At 69.8% G+C, this 17,552-nt stretch carries 15 protein-coding genes; 6 read left to right on the forward strand and 9 right to left on the reverse strand.

Annotated elements, in window-relative coordinates:
• Positions 1 to 9 precede the first annotated feature (9 nt).
• A complete protein-coding gene (locus tag AB0F44_RS06980) occupies positions 10 to 1,215 on the forward strand; it encodes an acyl-CoA dehydrogenase family protein (protein ID WP_357353929.1) in 1,206 nt (401 codons plus the stop codon).
• A 61-nt stretch (positions 1,216 to 1,276) separates the two neighbouring features.
• Here AB0F44_RS06980 and fabG read toward each other — a convergent pair whose 3' ends face one another.
• The gene (fabG, locus tag AB0F44_RS06985) at positions 1,277 to 2,032 is read right to left on the reverse strand and encodes a 3-oxoacyl-ACP reductase FabG (protein ID WP_357353931.1); all 756 of its coding nucleotides are present in this window, start codon (positions 2,030 to 2,032) and stop codon (positions 1,277 to 1,279) included.
• Positions 2,033 to 2,121: 89 nt separating this feature from the next.
• Here fabG and AB0F44_RS06990 point away from each other — a divergent pair, with 89 nt between their 5' ends.
• Entirely contained in the window at positions 2,122 to 2,586 is a 465-nt protein-coding gene (locus AB0F44_RS06990) for a MaoC family dehydratase (protein ID WP_357353933.1), read from the forward strand.
• Positions 2,587 to 2,679: 93 nt separating this feature from the next.
• Here the strand turns inward: AB0F44_RS06990 and arc are convergent, their stop codons facing one another.
• The 3 genes from arc to AB0F44_RS07005 all read right to left on the reverse strand — a co-directional run bounded on the left by arc (position 2,680) and on the right by AB0F44_RS07005 (position 6,823).
• Positions 2,680 to 4,443, reverse strand: coding sequence for a proteasome ATPase (gene arc, locus AB0F44_RS06995; RefSeq protein ID WP_141804875.1), 1,764 nt, complete (start codon positions 4,441 to 4,443; stop codon positions 2,680 to 2,682).
• 150 nt (positions 4,444 to 4,593) lie between these two features.
• Positions 4,594 to 5,595, reverse strand: a complete 1,002-nt coding sequence (locus AB0F44_RS07000; RefSeq protein WP_357353935.1) for a tRNA (adenine-N1)-methyltransferase — start codon at positions 5,593 to 5,595, stop codon at positions 4,594 to 4,596.
• Between the two features lie 55 nt (positions 5,596 to 5,650).
• On the reverse strand, positions 5,651 to 6,823 hold the full coding sequence (locus tag AB0F44_RS07005; RefSeq protein ID WP_357353937.1) for a site-2 protease family protein: 1,173 nt from the start codon (positions 6,821 to 6,823) through the stop codon (positions 5,651 to 5,653).
• 76 nt (positions 6,824 to 6,899) lie between these two features.
• Between AB0F44_RS07005 and AB0F44_RS07010 the strand changes: the two genes are divergently transcribed.
• Positions 6,900 to 7,781 (forward strand): PD-(D/E)XK nuclease family protein, encoded by an 882-nt coding sequence (locus tag AB0F44_RS07010; RefSeq protein WP_357353939.1) that lies wholly within the window; start codon positions 6,900 to 6,902, stop codon positions 7,779 to 7,781.
• 64 nt (positions 7,782 to 7,845) lie between these two features.
• Positions 7,846 to 10,119 carry an acyltransferase family protein gene (locus AB0F44_RS07015; protein ID WP_357353941.1) on the forward strand — a complete coding sequence of 758 codons (2,274 nt, stop codon included), beginning with the start codon at positions 7,846 to 7,848 and terminating at the stop codon, positions 10,117 to 10,119.
• 3 nt (positions 10,120 to 10,122) lie between these two features.
• Here the strand turns inward: AB0F44_RS07015 and ligD are convergent, their stop codons facing one another.
• Positions 10,123 to 11,091: a non-homologous end-joining DNA ligase gene (gene ligD, locus AB0F44_RS07020; RefSeq protein WP_357353943.1), complete on the reverse strand. Its 969-nt coding sequence runs from the start codon at positions 11,089 to 11,091 to the stop codon at positions 10,123 to 10,125.
• Between the two features lie 103 nt (positions 11,092 to 11,194).
• Here ligD and AB0F44_RS07025 point away from each other — a divergent pair, with 103 nt between their 5' ends.
• Positions 11,195 to 11,710, forward strand: a complete 516-nt coding sequence (locus AB0F44_RS07025) for a SigE family RNA polymerase sigma factor (protein ID WP_350658779.1) — start codon at positions 11,195 to 11,197, stop codon at positions 11,708 to 11,710.
• On the forward strand, positions 11,707 to 12,507 hold the full coding sequence (locus AB0F44_RS07030) for a hypothetical protein (protein WP_357353945.1): 801 nt from the start codon (positions 11,707 to 11,709) through the stop codon (positions 12,505 to 12,507). Before AB0F44_RS07025 ends, AB0F44_RS07030 begins: the two co-directional genes overlap by 4 nt.
• A gap of 4 nt (positions 12,508 to 12,511) precedes the next feature.
• On the opposite strand, the gene AB0F44_RS07035 is transcribed toward AB0F44_RS07030, so the two are convergent.
• The 4 genes from AB0F44_RS07035 to AB0F44_RS07050 are packed head-to-tail and all read right to left on the reverse strand — an operon-like array spanning position 12,512 to position 17,546.
• Positions 12,512 to 13,972 (reverse strand): transcription antitermination factor NusB, encoded by a 1,461-nt coding sequence (locus AB0F44_RS07035; protein ID WP_357353947.1) that lies wholly within the window; start codon positions 13,970 to 13,972, stop codon positions 12,512 to 12,514.
• Complete coding sequence (gene fmt / locus AB0F44_RS07040) at positions 13,956 to 14,876, reverse strand: methionyl-tRNA formyltransferase (protein WP_357353949.1); 921 nt, start codon at positions 14,874 to 14,876, stop codon at positions 13,956 to 13,958. The genes AB0F44_RS07035 and fmt overlap by 17 nt, the downstream gene beginning before the upstream one ends.
• Positions 14,876 to 15,421, reverse strand: a complete 546-nt coding sequence (def, locus tag AB0F44_RS07045; RefSeq protein ID WP_357353951.1) for a peptide deformylase — start codon at positions 15,419 to 15,421, stop codon at positions 14,876 to 14,878. The genes fmt and def overlap by 1 nt, the downstream gene beginning before the upstream one ends.
• Before the next feature lie 55 nt (positions 15,422 to 15,476).
• Positions 15,477 to 17,546: a primosomal protein N' gene (locus AB0F44_RS07050; RefSeq protein ID WP_357353953.1), complete on the reverse strand. Its 2,070-nt coding sequence runs from the start codon at positions 17,544 to 17,546 to the stop codon at positions 15,477 to 15,479.
• Positions 17,547 to 17,552 lie beyond the last annotated feature (6 nt).

Below are 17,552 nucleotides of genomic sequence, written 5' to 3' on the forward strand. Positions count from 1 at the left end.
AGCACCGAGATGGACTTCGCACCGTCGGCCAAGGCCCAGGAGGCCTGCGAGAACATGTGGGACTTCATGCGTACGCATGTCTTCCCTGCCGAGCCGGTCTGGCACGCACACCTGCGTGAGCACGGCGAGCACACGCATCCGCCGGTCATGGAGGACCTGAAGCACGAGGCGCGCAGTCGTGGACTGTGGAACCTGTTCCTCCCCCAGCACTCCGGCCTGACCAACGCCGACTACGCGTCGGTCGCGGAGATCTCCGGCTGGTCGCCCGTGATCGCGCCCGAGGCGATCAACTGCCAGGCGCCGGACACCGGCAACATGGAGACCCTCGAGCTGTTCGCCACTGACGAGCAGCGCAAGCAGTGGCTCGAACCGCTCCTGGCCGGCGAGATCCGGTCGGCCTTCGCGATGACCGAGCCGGAGGTCGCCTCCTCCGACGCCACCAACATCACCACCCTCATCACCCGCGACGGCGACGACTACGTCATCAACGGCCGCAAGTGGTTCATCACCGGCGTCGCCGACGAGCGCTGTCAGATCTTCATCGTCATGGGCAAGACGGATCCCGACGCCGAGACCCACCGGCAGCAGTCGATGGTGCTGGTGCCCCGAGACGCCCCGGGCCTCGAGATCGAACGGCACCTGCCGATCTTCGGCTACCAGGACCAGCACGGACACTCGGAGATCGTCTTCCGTGACGTACGCGTCCCGGCCGGCAACCTCCTCGCCGACGAGGGCGACGGGTTCCTCATCTCCCAGGCGCGCCTCGGGCCGGGGCGGATCCATCACGCGATGCGGGCGATCGGCATGGCCGAGCGCGCGCTCGCTCTCATGGTCGAACGTGCACGGAGCCGGGTCGCGTTCGGACAGCCGCTGTCCGACTATGCCAACGTGCAGGACCACATCGCGCAGTCACGTATCGAGATCGATCAGGCCCGACTCCATGTCCTCGACGCGGCCTGGAAGATCGACACGTACGGCGCCAAGTTCGCCCGTAGCGAGGTCAGCGCGATCAAGGTGTCGGCGCCGGCGATGGCGACCGCGGTCATCGACCGCGCGATCGAGGTGTTCGGCGGTGCCGGCGTGTCCGACGACACCCCGCTGGCGTACTTCTACGCCTGGGCGCGCGTCCTGCGCATCGTCGACGGCCCCGACGCCGTTCATCGCCGGACGGTGGCGCGGTTGGAGATGCGCAAGACCCCGCCGTACGTCGGCTGATCCCGCCTCCTGCCGGGGAGCCTCCTACGGCATGAAGCTGCTCCCCGGCGGTCGGCTCGGGTCAGAGCTTGCCGCCGCCGTCGACGTACAGCGTCTGACCGGTGATGTAGGACCCCTCGTCGCTCGCCAGGAAGGCCGCGGTGGCAGCGATGTCCTCCGGCATACCGACCCGCTTGACCGGGTTGGCCTCCGCGTTGAGCCGGCGGAACTCGTCCGGCGCAAGACCCAGACGCGCCGCGGTCTGGTCGGTCATCTCAGTGGCGATGAACCCAGGAGCGATGGCGTTGACATTGACGCCGTACGGACCGAGCTCGATCGCCAGTGTGCGCGTGAAGCCCTGGATGCCCATCTTGGCGGCCGAGTAGTTGGCCTGGCCGCGGTTGCCGAGCGCGGAGGTCGAGGAGACGTTGACGATCTTGCCGTAGCGCTGCTTCACGAAGTGCTTCTGCGCTGCCTGCGACATCAGGAACGCGCCCTTGAGGTGCACGTTGACGACCTGGTCCCAGTCTGCCTCCGACATCTTGAAGAGCAGGTTGTCGCGGGTGATGCCTGCGTTGTTCATCAGCACATGCAGCCCACCGAGCTCGGCGACCACGCGTCCGATCGCTTCGTCGACGCTCGTCGACGCAGACACGTCGGCCCCGATGCCCAGGTGACCGCCGCCAGGAAGCTTTGCGGCCGCCTCCTTGGCAGCCGTGTCGTCGAGGTCGAGCACCGCGATCTGACCGCCCTCCTCCGCGAAACGCTGGGCGCAGGCGTACCCGATGCCGCGCGCGGCCCCGGTCACAACGACGACGCGACCCTTGAATCGACCCATCTCTTGACTCCGTTCACTCGGTGGATGTTCATCACGACTGACTTTCCATGCCGTACGATACCTGAACCGAATTCAATCCAGGAGGAATCATGACGTTGACCCTCGACGGGATCGATGGCGTTCGCGCCGCCGCCGGCACCGACCTCGGCCCCGGGCCCTGGTTCGAGATCGACCAGGCCCGCATCACGTCCTTCGCCGACGTGACCGAGGACTGGCAGTGGATCCACGTCGACACCGAACGGGCCGCCGGCAGCGACCTCGGCAGCACGATCGCTCACGGCTACCTGACCCTGTCGCTGGTCCCCCGCCTGAGCAACGACTTGTTCAGGTTCGCCAACATCAGCCGCGCCCTCAACTACGGGCTCGACAAGGTCCGGTTCCTCTCGCCTGTACGCCCCGGCGATCGCGTACGAGCCCGCGCGACGATGGTCTCGGCCGACGACTCCGGCCCCGGCGTCCTCGCCCGGGTGCGCTACACGATCGAGATCGAGGACCAGGAGCGGCCGGCATGCGTCGTCGAGGCGCTGATGCTGGTTCTCCCTACGGCGGACTGAGGCCGACCCTGCACGTCGCCTCATGCAACCCAAGATGACAATCGGCCCGCCACCTTTTCGCAGGTGGCGGGCCGATTATGCGGTCGGCACAGGTTACAGATACTGACCTGTGTTGGAGACCTGCTCGATGGAACGGCCGGGCTCGGTGCCCTGCTTTCCGGTGATGAGCGTACGGATGAAGACGATCCGCTCGCCCTTCTTGCCGGAGATGCGGGCCCAGTCGTCGGGGTTGGTGGTGTTGGGGAGGTCCTCGTTCTCCTTGAACTCGTCCACGCAGGCCTGGAGCAGGTGCTGCACCCGCAGGCCCTTCTGGCCGGAGTCCTCGCCGGAGTCCAGGAACGACTTGATGGCCATCTTCTTGGCCCGGTCGACGATGTTCTGGATCATCGCGCCGGAGTTGAAGTCCTTGAAGTAGAGGATCTCCTTGTCACCGTTGGCGTAGGTGACCTCCAGGAAGCGGTTCTCCTCGGACTCCGTGTACATCCGCTCGACGACGGTGCGGATCAGCTCGTCGACGGTGGCCTGCTTGTCGCCGTGGAACTCGCCCACGTCGGTCGGGTGCAGCGGCAGGTCGGGGACCAGGTACTTCGAGAAGATGTCGCGAGCACCCTCGGCATCGGGGCGCTCGATCTTGATCTTCACGTCCAGACGGCCCGGGCGCAGGATCGCCGGGTCGATCATGTCCTCACGGTTGGAGGCACCGATGACCAGCACGTTCTCCAGAGCCTCGACACCGTCGATCTCGGAGAGGAGCTGCGGGACGATGGTGTTCTCCACGTCGGAGGAGACACCGGTGCCACGCGTACGGAACAGCGAGTCCATCTCGTCGAAGAAGACGATCACCGGGGTGCCGGCCGCGGCCTTCTCACGAGCCCGCTGGAAGACCAGGCGGATGTGGCGCTCGGTCTCACCGACGTACTTGTTGAGGAGCTCGGGGCCCTTGATGTTGAGGAAGTAGGACTTGCCGTCCGCTCCCGTCTTCGCGGCGACCTTCTTCGCGAGGCTGTTGGCGACAGCCTTCGCGATCAGGGTCTTGCCACAGCCCGGAGGACCGTAGAGCAGCACGCCCTTGGGCGGCTTGAGCTGGTGCTCGATGAAGAGGTCGGGGTAGAGGTACGGCAGCTCGACCGCGTCCTGGATCTGCTCGATCTGGCCGGCGAGGCCACCGATCGACTCGTAGGAGATGTCGGGCACCTCCTCCAGGACGAGCTCCTCGACCTCGGACTTCGGCACCTTCTCGTAGACATAGCCCGATCGTGGTTCGAGCAGCAACGAGTCACCCGCGCGGATGGCGTCCTGCAGGAGCGGCTCGGCGAGACGTACGACCCGTTCCTCGTCGGCGTTGGCGATCACCAGGGCGCGCTCACCGTCGGCGAGCAGCTCCTTGAACATCACCACCTCGCCGACCTTCTCGAACTCCATCGCGGCCACGACGTTCAGCGCCTCGTTGAGCATGACCTCCTGGCCATAGCGCAGCTCGTCGAGGTCGACGTTGGGCGATGCCGTCACCCGGAGCTTGCGCCCACCGGTGAAGACATCTATCGAGTCGTCCTCGTTGCGCTCGATGAAGGTGCCGAAGCCTGCTGGCGGCTGTGCCAGCCGGTCGACCTCCTCCTTGAGCTTGATGATCTGGTCTCGGGCATCCCGAAGCGTCACGGTGAGTCGCTCGTTCTGCGACGTCACGGCGGCCAGGGAGCGCTGCGCGTCAGCGAGCCGCGCCTCCAGGCCACGTGAAGATCCGGGCATCTCGGTCAGTCTGTGCCGCAGGTCGGTCACCTCAGCTTCGAGGAAACGGACATGACTCTCGAGCTCCTCGGGGCTGCGCCCCTCGGAACGGAATCCATCGGATGTCGACATCAGCACACCTCCTCTACTCCCTCGACCCTACAAGGGTGAGGGGCAGGAGCGGAGAAGGATTTACCGGTGTTGGACACTATTCGTCGACAACGGCCAAGTTCGTGTCAACCCGTGGCACACCAGAAAGATGTGCACCGTTGCAGAGCGGACTCAGTCCACCTCGGTGCCATCCTCGGGCAGAGCGTCGGGCAGGACCTCCACGACGGGCTCGGGAGCCGGCATGTCGGCCGGGCGCGGACCGGTGTAGTCGGATCCGTACGCACCGGGGGCAGGTCGGCGCGTCTTCCGCGGCGCGCGCTCGCCCGGCGCCAGCTTTCGCGCGGTCACCAGGAAGGCGGTGTGGCCGATCATCTTGTGACCAGGCCGGACCGCGAGGCCCTCGACGTGCCAGTCGCGAACGAGCGACTCCCACGCCTGCGGCTCGGTGAACCCACCGTGGGCGCGGACCGTCTCGACGAAGCGGGACAGCTGGGTGGTGGTCGCGACGTAGGCGCAGACCATGCCGCCCGGGTAGAGCGCCTCGGCGGCGGCGTCGACGCACTCCCACGGGGCGAGCATGTCGAGGATCAGCCGGTCGCAGCGGATCTGCTGGCGCGGCAGCTCTTCCTGGAGGTCTCCCAGGTTGAGCGACCAGCTCGGGTGGGTCTCCCCCGCCGGCGTACCGAAGAACTGGTCGACATTCTTGCGGGCGACCTCGGCGAACTCCTCGCGGCGCTCGAAGGAGGTGACCTTGCCGAACGGGCCCACCGCGCGCAGGAGCGAGCAGGTGAGGGCGCCGGAGCCGACTCCGGCCTCCACGACGGAGGCACCCGGGAAGATGTCGGCCATGGCGACGATCTGGGCGGCGTCCTTGGGGTAGACCACGGCGGCGCCGCGTGGCATGGAGACGACGAACTCCGACAGGAGCGGACGGAAGACCAGGTATTCACCGCCCGTCGAGGCGGTGACGGTGAAGCCCTCCTCGCGGCCGATCAGCTCGTCGTGGTCGATGTGGCCCTTGTTGGAGAAGAAGCGCTTGCCGGCGACGAGCTCGAAGTTGTGACGGCGACCCTTGGTGTCGGTCAGCCGCACCCATTCGCCCTCGCGAAGCGGCCCGCGGTGTACGCCCGCTCGGGCCTCGGCCGGAATGTCTGGAATATCAGCGCTTGACACCCGCCGAGGCTACCCGTTTTCCTGGCCAACCCGGCAAACCGCGGCTCGGTCCGGCTCAGGCTCCCGCGCGGAAAGCCGCGTCGACGTCGGAGGTGACCAGTACGCCGTAGATCGAGCCGTCGGGCTCGACCAGGAGGTATTCGGGTGCCGGGGTCTTCGAGATCGCCTGGATCAGGGACTCGCCGTCGATGTCCGCGGGAAGGGTGAGGCCGTCCTCGAGCTGACGGGTGACCGTCGAGGTGGCCATCCAGGGACGACGGTCCTCCGGGGTCGCCAGCAACGCGCCCTCGTGGACGAGACCGATCGGCTCGCCGCCGGTGCTCACGGTGACGATGCTTCCGGCCTCGGCCTCCTGGGCCCGGCGTACGGCCTCGGCGAGCGGGAGATCGGCGGGCACCGCCAGCGTGCGGCGGGCGAGGTCGCGGGCGACGAGCAGCGGGAGCCGCATGCGCGCCCTCCCCGACATGATCGCCGCGGAGGCACCGCTCCAGAGGAAGACACCGATGATGACAGCGAAGACGTAGTGCCTGAGCTGCGGCTCGTTGCCGATGATCTGCCCCTGGATGAAGGGCCACAGCAGCACGAGCACCGCGAGGACCCGGCCGGCCCAACCGGCGACGATGCTGCCGCGGTTGTTGTTGCCGGTCGCGGCCCACACGCCCGCCTTGAGCAACCTGCCGCCATCGAGGGGCAAGCCGGGGACGAGGTTGAGCACGCCGACGAAGAGGTTGGTGAACCACAGGCCGGTGACGAACAGCCCGACCAGGCCGCCGGAGGTGAGGAAGGAGACGCCGAAGGCAGCGGCGGCGACGGCCAGCGAGGCCAGCGGGCCCACGACAGCGATCCAGAACTCGTCGCGGGGGCGTTTCGCCTCCTTCTCCACGGCGGTCGCGCCGCCGAGGAAGTGGAGCATGATCACGCCCACGGGGTAGCCGAGCCGCTTGGCGACGATCGCGTGGGCCGCCTCGTGCAGCAGCACCGCGCCGTAGAGGACGATCGCGAACGCGAAGCCCGCGACGTACGTCAACCAGCCCAGGCCCGGCTCCACGACATCGATCTGGGGCGCCATCACCCAGGCGATCACCGCGGCGATGAGGAACCAGGACGGCGTCACCAGGACGTCGCTGCCGGCGATCGAGCCGACCTTGATCGTGCCCGGGACTCGGGAGGTGGGCGCCGCCTCTTCGACCGGCTTGTCGCCGCCGGGGCGTGGGTCAGGGTCTGCCACATTCCGAGCGTACTTGAGCGGCGGTTGTCGGGTGGTGGCGACCCGGTTGTCGGTGGTGACGAATACTGTCGGTCACATGAGCACCTCACCTGCCGAATCGCTGTCGACCCAGGTCGACGGCGTCAACGTGCTGGGGTCGCTCTCACCGAGCCGCGCGAGCGACTTCACCTCGTGCCCGCTGCTCTACCGGTTCCGCACGATCGACCAGCTGCCCGAGCCGCCCTCGGAGGCGGCCGCGCGCGGGACCGTGGTGCACAAGGTGCTCGAGGACCTCTTCGACCTGCCCGCTCCCGAGCGCACGCCCCGGCAGGCGAGGTCGATGGTCGAGCAGGCGTGGGAGGACGTACGCAGCCTCGACCCGGCCCTGGCGACGCTCTTCACCTCCGAGGCCGAAGGTGCGGAGGAGGGCTGGCTGGAGTCGTGCCGGCAGGTGCTCCGGCGCTACTTCGACCTGGAGGACCCGCGTCGCCTGGAGCCCGCCGAGCGCGAGCACTACGTCGAGGCGCTGCTCGACTCCAAGTTGCTGCTGCGCGGCTTCATCGACCGCGTCGACGTCGCCGCCGACGGCCGGATCCGGGTGGTGGACTATAAAAGCGGACGCGTGCCCAGCGAGGCGTACGAGGCGAAGGCGCTGTTCCAGCTCAAGTTCTACGCCCTGGTGATCTGGCGGACCCGAGGCGTGGTGCCGGCGATGCTGCAGCTGATCTACCTCGGCTCGGGCGACATCCTGCGCTACGTGCCCGACGAGGCCGACCTGCTGGCGACCGAACGGAAGGCCGAGGCGATCTGGCGGGCCATCCGCACCGCCCAGGAGACCGGCGAGTGGCAGCCGAACCCGGGGCGGCTGTGCGGGTGGTGCGCACACAAGTCGTTGTGCCCCGCGTTCGGCGGTACCCCTCCCCCGCTCCCCGCGACCCCGGGGCCCGTCGCCGCGGGCGACGACGTCGATCTCGACTAGGGCCCTAGGCGCGTCTACCAGGATCGGCCGGTTACGAGAGTTATCGTCGCGACGAATGTGACGGATGCGCTTGGCTGAGGAGGTGCGGCTGCTCGTGGGCTCGACGGACTCGACCAGCGGGAGCGCGACCTCGTCTCGGCATCGTCCCGATATCCAGGGTCTTCGCGCGATCGCGGTGCTCGCGGTCGTCGCGCTGCACGTCGGGTTCGGATCGCTGACCGGAGGGTTCGTCGGCGTCGACGTCTTCTTCGCGATCTCGGGCTTCCTGATCACCCAGCAGCTCATGCGGCAGGTACGCACCGAGGGCCGTGTCAGCCTGCTCGGCTTCTACGCGCGCCGGGCCCGCAGGATCCTCCCGGCGGCGACGGTCGTGCTGCTCGCGACCGTCGTCTACGCAGCCCTCTTCCTCGGCTTCGTACGCACCCGGGAGATCGCCCTCGACGCGCTGTGGTCGGCGGCGTTCGCAGCCAACTTCCGGTTCGCGTCGCTGGAGACCGACTACTTCTCGGCGGCGCTGCCGCCCTCGCCGCTGCAGCACTTCTGGTCGCTAGCGGTCGAGGAACAGTTCTACCTGGTCTGGCCGCTGATGATCCTGGGATGCCTGTGGGCGATCAAGCGGCGCAGCGAGAAGGCCGCGACGGACGGCACCGCCACTCCCGACCCCCGCGGACGCAGGCGCGTGCTGATCGTCGCTCTCGGCGTCGTCATCGTGGCATCGCTGCTGGCATCGGCGGTGCTGACCCGGACCAGCCCGGAAGCGGCGTACTTCTCGCCGTTCACCCGCGCCTGGGAGCTCGGCCTGGGCGCGATCGCGGCTATCGCGTTCCGCGACGACGGGCCGCAGGACGCCACCGCGCGCTGGCGGGCGCAGGTGCTCTCGGCGTTCGGGATGTTCTTCATCGTCTGCGCCTGCCTGCAGTTCAACGACGCGACCCCGTTCCCGGGCACCCCGGCGCTGGTGCCGGTCCTTGGCAGCGTCTTCATCATCGTGGCCGGCACGCTGTGGCACGGCCCGACGGTGGTCGGCCGGCTGCTGTCGGTGCGGCCGCTGCAGGTCGTCGGAAACTGGTCCTACTCGCTCTACCTATGGCACTTCCCGGTGCTCGTCCTCGCCGAGCTGCAGCTGGGCCGCGAGCTGCGCTGGTGGGAGCAGGTGCTCCTCATCGCGCTCGCCTTCGGCCTGGCGGGACTCTCCTACCACTACGTCGAGGAGCCGTTCCGGCGCGGCATCCTCTGGCGCCGACCGGTGCTCAGCCGGGCCGGTTCGCTGGGTCCGGTCGCGCTCTACCCGCTGAGCATCACCCTGGTCGCGGTCACCTGCTTCGGCGCCAACACCTACGCCACCGGGACCGCGCGCGACGGCTACCAGCCGGCGATCACCCTGGCCGAGGCCGATGCCTCCGAGTCCTCCGGGTCTTCCGGCCAGTCCAAGCAGCCCGACCGGCCCGCGTCGAGTGCCGCACCGCCCGCCGCCAAGGCGCAGGAGCCCGACCCGCTCCCCGCGCTGCTGAAAGCCTCGGTGCTCGCGGCCCGCAAGAACCAGGCGATCCCCACCAACCTGAAGCCGGGCCTCACCAACCTCTCCGACGACGTGGAGTCGGTCGGCGAGTGCAACTACTACTCGACGAACGTACGCAAGCTCTGCCCGCGCGGTGACGCCGACGCCGAGAAGACGATCGTGGTCATCGGCGACTCCCACGCCCGCCACTGGACGCCCGCGGTCGAGGAGATCGCCGAGCGCTCCGGCTATCGCGCCTACATGCTGGCGATGCCGCAGTGCACCGTCTCGCTGGTCACCCCCGACAAGATCGACAGCACCGACCCGATGACCTCGTGCGACGACTTCCACGACTTCATGCTCTCCTCGGTCAAGAAGCTCCGTCCCGACCTGCTGCTGATCTCCTCGCGTCCGATCAGCGCCGCCTACCACGACTCCTCCGGCCGCCACACCGACCGCGCAGACGTACGCCGTGCCGTCTACCGCGGCTACCAGCGCCTCCTGGAACAGGTGAAGCCCGTCGCCAAGCGCACCGTGTGGCTGCGCGACGTACCGGCGCTCGAGTTCGACCCGGCCACGTGCCTGAGCAGCAACAAGACGCTCTCGCCCTGCACCTACAAGCCGCTCGAGAGCCAGCAGGACGGCGCCGACCTGCAGATGCAGGCGGCCAAGTCAGCACGCGTCGAGACCGTCGACCTCGACGACATGTTCTGCGACAGCGTCGGCATCTGCACCACCGTCGTCGGCGACACCATCACCCACCGCGATGGCCACCACCTCACCGCGACCTACTCCAAGGAGCTCGGTCGCACCCTGGGCGAGCGCCTCAAGGTCTGGTGAGGCTCACTCGGCGTCGTCGGGCTCGGGTGGCGTCTCGGCGCCGTCGCGCTCGTCACGGTCGGCCCACTCGAGCAGCGGCTCGATCGAGAACGGGTGGTCGTCGATGTCGGCGTGCAGGTCACCGATCTCCGCGAACCGTGCCGGCACCGTACGCATCGTGAAATCCCGCGGGTCGACGTCCTTGGTCTCCTCCCAGGTGATCGGGGTGGAGACCCGGCCGTCGGCGACGCCGCGGATCGAGTAGGCACAAGCGATGGTGTGATCTCGGGTGTTCTGGTTGAAGTCGACGAACAGCTGCGCCGGGTCGCGATCCTTGCGCCACCAGGCTGTGGTGACCAGCTTCGGGGCCCGGCGCTCGACCTCGCGGGCGAAGGCGTGGGCGGCGCGGCGTACGTCCTGGAATCCGTGCTCAGCCGGGATCCGGACGTAGACGTGCATCCCGGAGCCACCGCTCGTCTTCGGGTAGCCGACCGCGCCGAGCTCGTCGAGGAGCTCGCGTACGACGCCCGCCACCGTCTGCACGGTGGAGAAGGGGCACTCGGGACCGGGATCGAGGTCGATGCGCCACTCGTCGGGCTTCTCGGTGTCCTCGCGGCGGCTGTTCCAGGGGTGGAACTCGACCGTCGACATCTGGACGGCCCAGATCACCGCACCGAGCTCGGTGACGCAGAGCTCGTCGGCGGTGCGGCCCCAGCGCGGGAAGTAGAGGCGTACGGTCTCGATCCAGTCGGGCGCCCCCTGCGGCAGCCGTTTCTGGTGCACCTTCGGCCCCGCCAGGCCCTTGGGGAACCGGTGCAGCATGCACGGCCGCTCCCACAGCGCGTTGACGATCCCTGGCCCGACGGCGAGGTAGTACTGCGCCACGTCGAGCTTGGTCGCACCTGTCTCGGGGAAGTAGACCCGATCGGGGTTGGAGATCCTGACGACGCGGTTGTCGACCTCTATCTCCACCGACGGCGATGCCTTGGCCATGCTCGCCAGCGTAGGCGCTGAGATGATGCGGTGAAACGAAACTCGCTCATCTCGATCCTCACGGGGGTGTCACGTGGACCTCATCCCGAGGCGTCGAAGGGATGTGAGCACATCGACCGCGAGGACCTCCGCCGAGGAGTTCGCCGACTTCGTCCATGCGACGGGTGGCGCGCTCTACCGCACCGCGCTGCTGCTGACGGGTGACCATCACCTGGCCGAGGACCTGACCCAGACGACGTACGCCCGGGTCTTCGCCTCCTGGCGGCGGGTCAGCAGGGCGGACAACCCGACGGCCTACGCGCGACGCGTGCTCCTCAACGGATTCATCTCCCACCGACGGCTCCGGCGCAACGCCGAGACGCCGACCTCGACGCTGCCGGACGATCCGGGCAGCGATGCCGACCCCAGCGCCCGGATCGACCTGCTTGCCGCCCTCCAGCGGCTGTCGCCGACCGACCGGGCCGTGCTCGTCGCACGCTATTGGGAGGACCGATCCGTGTCCCAGACAGCTGCCGACCTCGGACTGACCGAGACGGCGGTCCGCACCCGCTCGAAGCGTGCCCTGGAACGGCTGCGCCCGCTGGTTGCGGACATCTTCCCGGAGAGGACCACCCGATGAACGACCCAGAGACCAGCTTCCGTACGGCACTGCACGAGCGGGTCGCCGACCAGCACCCTGACTACGCCAGGATCTCGGCCGGCGCGATCAGCGCGGGCTCTCGCATCCGGCGCCGCCGGCGCATCACCGTGACCGTGGGCGCCGCTGCGGCCGTCGGCGCGTTCGCCGCAGGTGGGCTCGGGCTCTCCCAGCTCCTGACCACCACCGCGGTCGACCAGGCTCCCCTCGGCGCTGCCGGCGCACCGTCGGCGTCGGCTTCGACGGCACCCCTTGCCTCCGGGCAGAGCCTCGACCTCGGCGACGGTGTCACCGGACAGGTCGTCACCAACGACGAGGCGAAGACGATGGACATCACGGTGCAGGCGGTCAGTGGTCTTCGTGGGGCCGGGACCGGCTTCACGATCGTCCTGTCCGGACCGGCCGGCGTGGTCGAGCAGAAATGGAGCAACGACACGCTCCTCGAGGACTATCCCGGCGTCAGGATCGCCACCGAAGGCGCGCGCAAAGGGCTCGTTGACAAGGTTCCCGTCGAGCAGCCGCCCGGTTGGACGTGTGAGTGGTCGCTCATCGACGACAAGGCCTCCTGCACGTCCGAGGACGGTGGTGTGGCCGGGATGGTGATCCGCCCGGCGGAGGACTACCAGGTGTGGAGCACCAGCCCCGACAAGGCCGGCCCCGGCTCGGGGTCCTACATCACCCCGGTCCACGGCGACATCTTCATCAGCGTCCAGAGCGGGGAGGGAACCACCGACGCCGAGCTCGAGACGCTCGCCGGCTCGCTCAGGTGGACCGACTGAGCTGCTACGGAGTACGCCGCAGCAGAGCCAGGAACATCGCGTCGGTGCCGTGGCGGTGCGGCCACAGCTGCACGGTGCCTGCCATCGGCCCGGCGCTGTCGGGCACCGTGCCGACCGTGGCGCCGATCGGCTCGAGGACGACATCGGATCGGTCCTCGAGCACGCTCTGCACCACGCCCTTCGTCTCGGCCAGAACCGGCGAGCAGGTGGCGTAGAGCACGACACCGCCCGGCCGGGTCAGGTCGATCGCCCGGTCGAGCAAGGAGCGCTGGAGGTCGACGAGTACGTCGAGGTCGGCCGTCGCCCGTCGCCACCGTGCCTCCGGGCGGCGGCGCAGCGCTCCCAGGCCGGTGCACGGGGCGTCGACGAGGACCCGGTCGAACGTCGCGTCCTTGAACGGCGGCCTGGTCCCGTCGCCGGCCACGACGCCCGCCGCGCCCGCCACCTGGGTGCCGGCTGCGCGGTCGGTCAGGTTGGCGAGGACGAGTCCGGCCCGGTGCGGCTGGCGCTCGTTGGCGACCAGCGCAGCACCCTGTTGCGCTGCCAGCGCGGCCAGCAGCGCCGACTTCCCGCCGGGCCCGGCGCACAGGTCCAGCCATGACTCCGTCCCGGAGTCCTGCTGGTCGAGGTCGGCCTCGGCCATAGCGATGGCGACGAGCTGGGACCCCTCGTCCTGCACCCCGGCGCGCCCCTCCGCGACCGCGGCGATACCGGCGGGTGAGCCGGAGTCGAGCGTGACGCCGAAGGGTGAGTAGGGCGTGGGCGTGCCGCCGAGCTCGTCGAGCGTCGCCCGTCCGGGACGGGCGACCAGCGTGACGGACGGTGGCACGTTGTCTGCCTCGAGCAGCGCGTCGATCTGGTCGCGACCGACCGCCTCGGCGAGCCGCTGGACGACCCAGCGCGGGTGGCTGAAGGCGACCGCGGCCCAGCCATCGTGGTCCTTCTCGCGCGCGGGCGCCACCTCGGCGACCCACTCGTCGAGGGACTTGCGGGTGACCTTGCGCAGCACGGCGTTGACGAATCCCGCTGGCCCCTGGCCGACCTTCGACCGGGTCAGGTCGACGCTGGTCGAGATCGCGGCGTGGTCAGGCACCCGCATGGACAGCACCTGGTGTGCACCCAGCCGCAGCACGTCGAGCACCTTCGCCTCGACCTTGGCCAGCGGCCGGTCGATGCAGGCGGCCAGCACGGCGTCGTAGGTGCCCTGTTGCCGCAGCGTCCCCGAGGCGAGCTCGGTGGCGAAGGCCGCGTCCCGGCCTTCCAGCCCGAGGCGGCCGAGGATGTGGGGCAGCACCAAGTTGGCGTACGCCTCATCGACCCGCACCGCCTTGAGCACCTCGAACGCGGCGAGCCGAGCCGGATCGGCGGGCTTGGTGCTGCCCCGCGGCCCCGATCGAGGCGGTCCCTGCGGCCTCCGGCCGGAGCCCGAGCGCCTGCCCGGCTGTGCTCTATTCGAAGGAGACACCGGACTCCAGACGTACGCCGCGGGCCCAGTCAGCCGCCGGCATCTCCTTCTTGCCGAAGGCCTTCACGCGGCCGAGCCGGACCGCCGTGGTGCCGGTGCCGACGAGGACCTCGTTCTTGCGGACGACCAGCTCCCCGGGAGCAACCGCGTCCTCGGCCATCGTGACCGGACCGACCTTGAACCGCTCGCCGTCGAGCAGGGTCCAGGCGCCAGGCGCGGGGGTGCAGGCGCGGATCTGCCGGTCGATGGCCACGGCGTTCTGCGTCCAGTCGATCTGGGCGTCCTCGACGGTGATCTTGTCGGCGTAGGTGACGCCTTCGGTGGGCTGCTCGCGCGCCTCGAGGGAGCCGTCCTCGATCCCGTCGAGCGTGGATACCAGCAGCTTGGCCCCACCTTCGGTGAGCTTCTCGAAGAGCGACCCGGAGGTCTCGTCGGGCGCCAGCGCCTGGGTCATGGTGCCGAAGACCGGGCCGGCGTCCATCGCCTTCACGATCCGGAACGTGGTGGCCCCGGAGATCTCCTCGCCGGCCCAGACCGCACGCTGCACCGGGGCGGCGCCGCGGTAGGCGGGCAGGAGCGAGAAGTGGAGGTTGACCCAGCCGTGCGTCGGGATGTCCAGCGCCGACTGCGGCAGCATCGCGCCGTAGGCGACGACCGGGCAGCAGTCGGGCTCCAGCGCCTTCAGCTCGGCCTGGAACTCGGGCTCGCGGGGATGCTCCGGCTTGAGCACCGGCACCCCCAGCTCCTCGGCCCGTTGGGCCACCGGCGAGGGCACCAGCCGCTTGCTGCGCCCCTGGGCGGCGTCGGGGCGGGTGACGACACCGACGAGCTCGTGACGCGAGGCGGCGATCGCGTCCAGGGACGGGACGGCCACCTCGGGCGTACCTGCGAAGACGACCCTCATCAGAACCCGAACCCGTTCGTCGCGTGCGGCGAGACCTTCACCGTGGGCTTCTCCAGGCCGAACCACTCCGACTCCCGGATCTCCTTCATCGCCGCCTTGCGCGCGGCCTCGTCGAGCCGGTCGATGAAGAGGATGCCGTCGAGGTGGTCGGTCTCGTGCTGGATGGCCCGGGCGAGCAGCTCGGAACCCTCGATGGTGACCGGCTCACCGTGCATGTTGAAGCCCTTCGCCACCACCGACAGTGCCCGGCGGCAGTCGAAGGTGATGTCGGGCAGCGACAGGCAGCCCTCTCCCCCGTCCTGCGTCTCCTCCGACAGGGTCAGGTCCGGGTTGATCAGGTGACCCACCTCGCCATCGACGTACCAGGTGAAGACCCGCAGGCTCACTCCGATCTGGGGAGCGGCCAGTCCGGCGCCGGGCGCCTCGAGCATGGTGTCGGTCAGGTCGGCAACGAGCTTGTGCAGCTCCCTGTCGAAGTCGACGACCTCGATCGCTGGCTTGCGCAGCACGGGGTCGCCGAAGAGTCGGATGGGCTGGACTGCCACTGTTCTCCTAGATGGTCGAGCGTGTCAGGACCACAATACGTGGGCTAACGGCCGGTCAGAGCGTCGGCGGATCCACCTGGACCCGCACCGGGTCGAGCTTGCGCGCCGACCGCACCCGCTGCAGCTCTCCGAGCGCCTCGGTGAGCCTCACTCCGAGGGATCGCGGCACGCGTACGACCGCGCGCAACCGTGGCTCTCCGGTCGACGTGGGCTCGGCGGGGACCGGCCCGAGCACCTCCGCGCCCGGCGGCAACGCCAGCAGGGTGAGCGCGTCGTCGAGCGCTCCGGGAGTGCCGGTGATGGTGGCCAGCCGCGACGCCGGCGGGAGGTGGGCCTCCTGCCGCGTTGCCGCTTCTCGCTCGGCGAACCCGGGCTGGTCCCAGCGCACCAGCGCCTGGAGCACCGGCAGCGCCGGGTCGCCGACGACCAGCACCCGCCCGCCTGGCCGCACGAGTCCCGCGGCGTTGCTCCAGCGGCGCAGCGCCTCCTCGTCCGTACGCAGATCCGGCCGCCCCAGCAGCAGCCAGGTGTCGAGCAGCAGCACCCCGGCATAGCCGCCGTCGGCGACTGGTTCGGCACCGATGGTCGCCACCACGATCGCCGGTGTGCCCGGCACCGTCTGCTTGACCGCCCCCGCCGAGGAGGTCACTACCCGCACCCCGGCGAAGGAGCGACCCATCTCCTCGGCCGTACGCGCCTCGCCGATGATCGGCGCCCGCAGCCCGAACCCGCCACAGGCTCCGCACGCCCACGCCGCCTCGACGTGACCGCACCAGCCACACGTCGGCGGCGCAGCCGGTCCGCCGAGCTGCAACGGCCCCTGGCAGGCCGTACACCTGGCCGGCGTACGGCACCGATCGCAGGCCAACGAGGCGGCATATCCACGCCGGGGCGTCTGCAGCAGCACGGGTCCGGTGGCGAGCGCTGCCCGGATGATCTCGTGGGCCTCGCGAGGCACCCGCGAGGCGCGGGTGAGCGGATCCTTCTCGAGGTCGAAGTCGGTGTCGCCGGTGATCTCGATGCTCACCCGCTCACGGGCCAGCGCCCGGGTGGGACGGATCTCCTGCGCCCAGCCGGTCTCGGCCAGGAACCCGGCCTCCACGGTCCGTGCGAAGCCGCCCACGAGCGCGGCCGCTTGCTCCTGTTCGGCGCGCAGCAGCAGTACGTCGCGCGCGTGCGGGTAGGGCGAGCGCTGCTCGGCGAGGAGGTCGTCGCCGTCGTCCCAGACGACCACCAGACCGAGGTCGTGCACCGGCGCGAAGGCCGCCGCACGCGTGCCGATCGCCACCTTAACCGCGCCCCGAGCGACCCGTAGGAACTCCCGGTAGCGCGACGCGGGCCCGGCGTCGGCGGCCAGCACGGCATGCTGCCCCTCCCCCAGCACCTTCGTCATCGCCGTGTCGAGACGGGCGAGGTCCTTCCAGTCCGGGACCACGACCAACGCACCGCGACCGGAGGCCAGCGTCGCCGCGGTGGCGTGGGCGATCAGGTCGGCGTGGTCGGTGCCGGCCGCGGCGTGCCAGACCGCACGCGGGCCGCCGCCGGAGGTCAGGTGGCGTAGGAACGCGGCTGCCGGCTCATGCCCGGCCCAGGCTGCTGCCGCGGCAGCGGCGTCGAACGGCCTCCCGGCCGGGGCGACCGCTGAGGGCTCTTTCTCGGTCGACGCGTGCCGGGGCGGGATCGCCAGCCGGAGGACGTCGGCCCGGGCACCCGCGTAGCGCCGGGCGACCGACTCGGTCAGCGCGGCCACCTGCGGCGTGAGCACGGCCTCGGAGCTGACGACCCGCTTGAGCGGCTGCAGGTTCACGTGCTCGGAGGCCTCCGCCCGCGCCACGACGAACCCGTCGACGTCCTTGGGCCCGAACCGCACCTTCACCCGGACCCCGGGCTGCGCCTCATCGGCCATCGAGGCCGGGACCGCATAGTCGAAGGGCCGGTCCAGATGGGCCATCGGCAGGTCGACCAAGACCTTCGCGACCGGATCGACCTCGGCGATCGACGCCTCCGCGGCCTTCCGCGCCCGCGTCGCCGCCGCCTTCGCCCGCCCCTCCTTGACCCGGTCGCGAACCAGCCCGGGCAGCTCCAGCTCGGCTGCCCCGGCTGCCTCCTGCGGTCCCCGGCTCACAACCGA

This window comes from Nocardioides sp. NPDC023903 (assembly GCF_040639295.1).
GTDB lineage: Bacteria > Actinomycetota > Actinomycetes > Propionibacteriales > Nocardioidaceae > Nocardioides.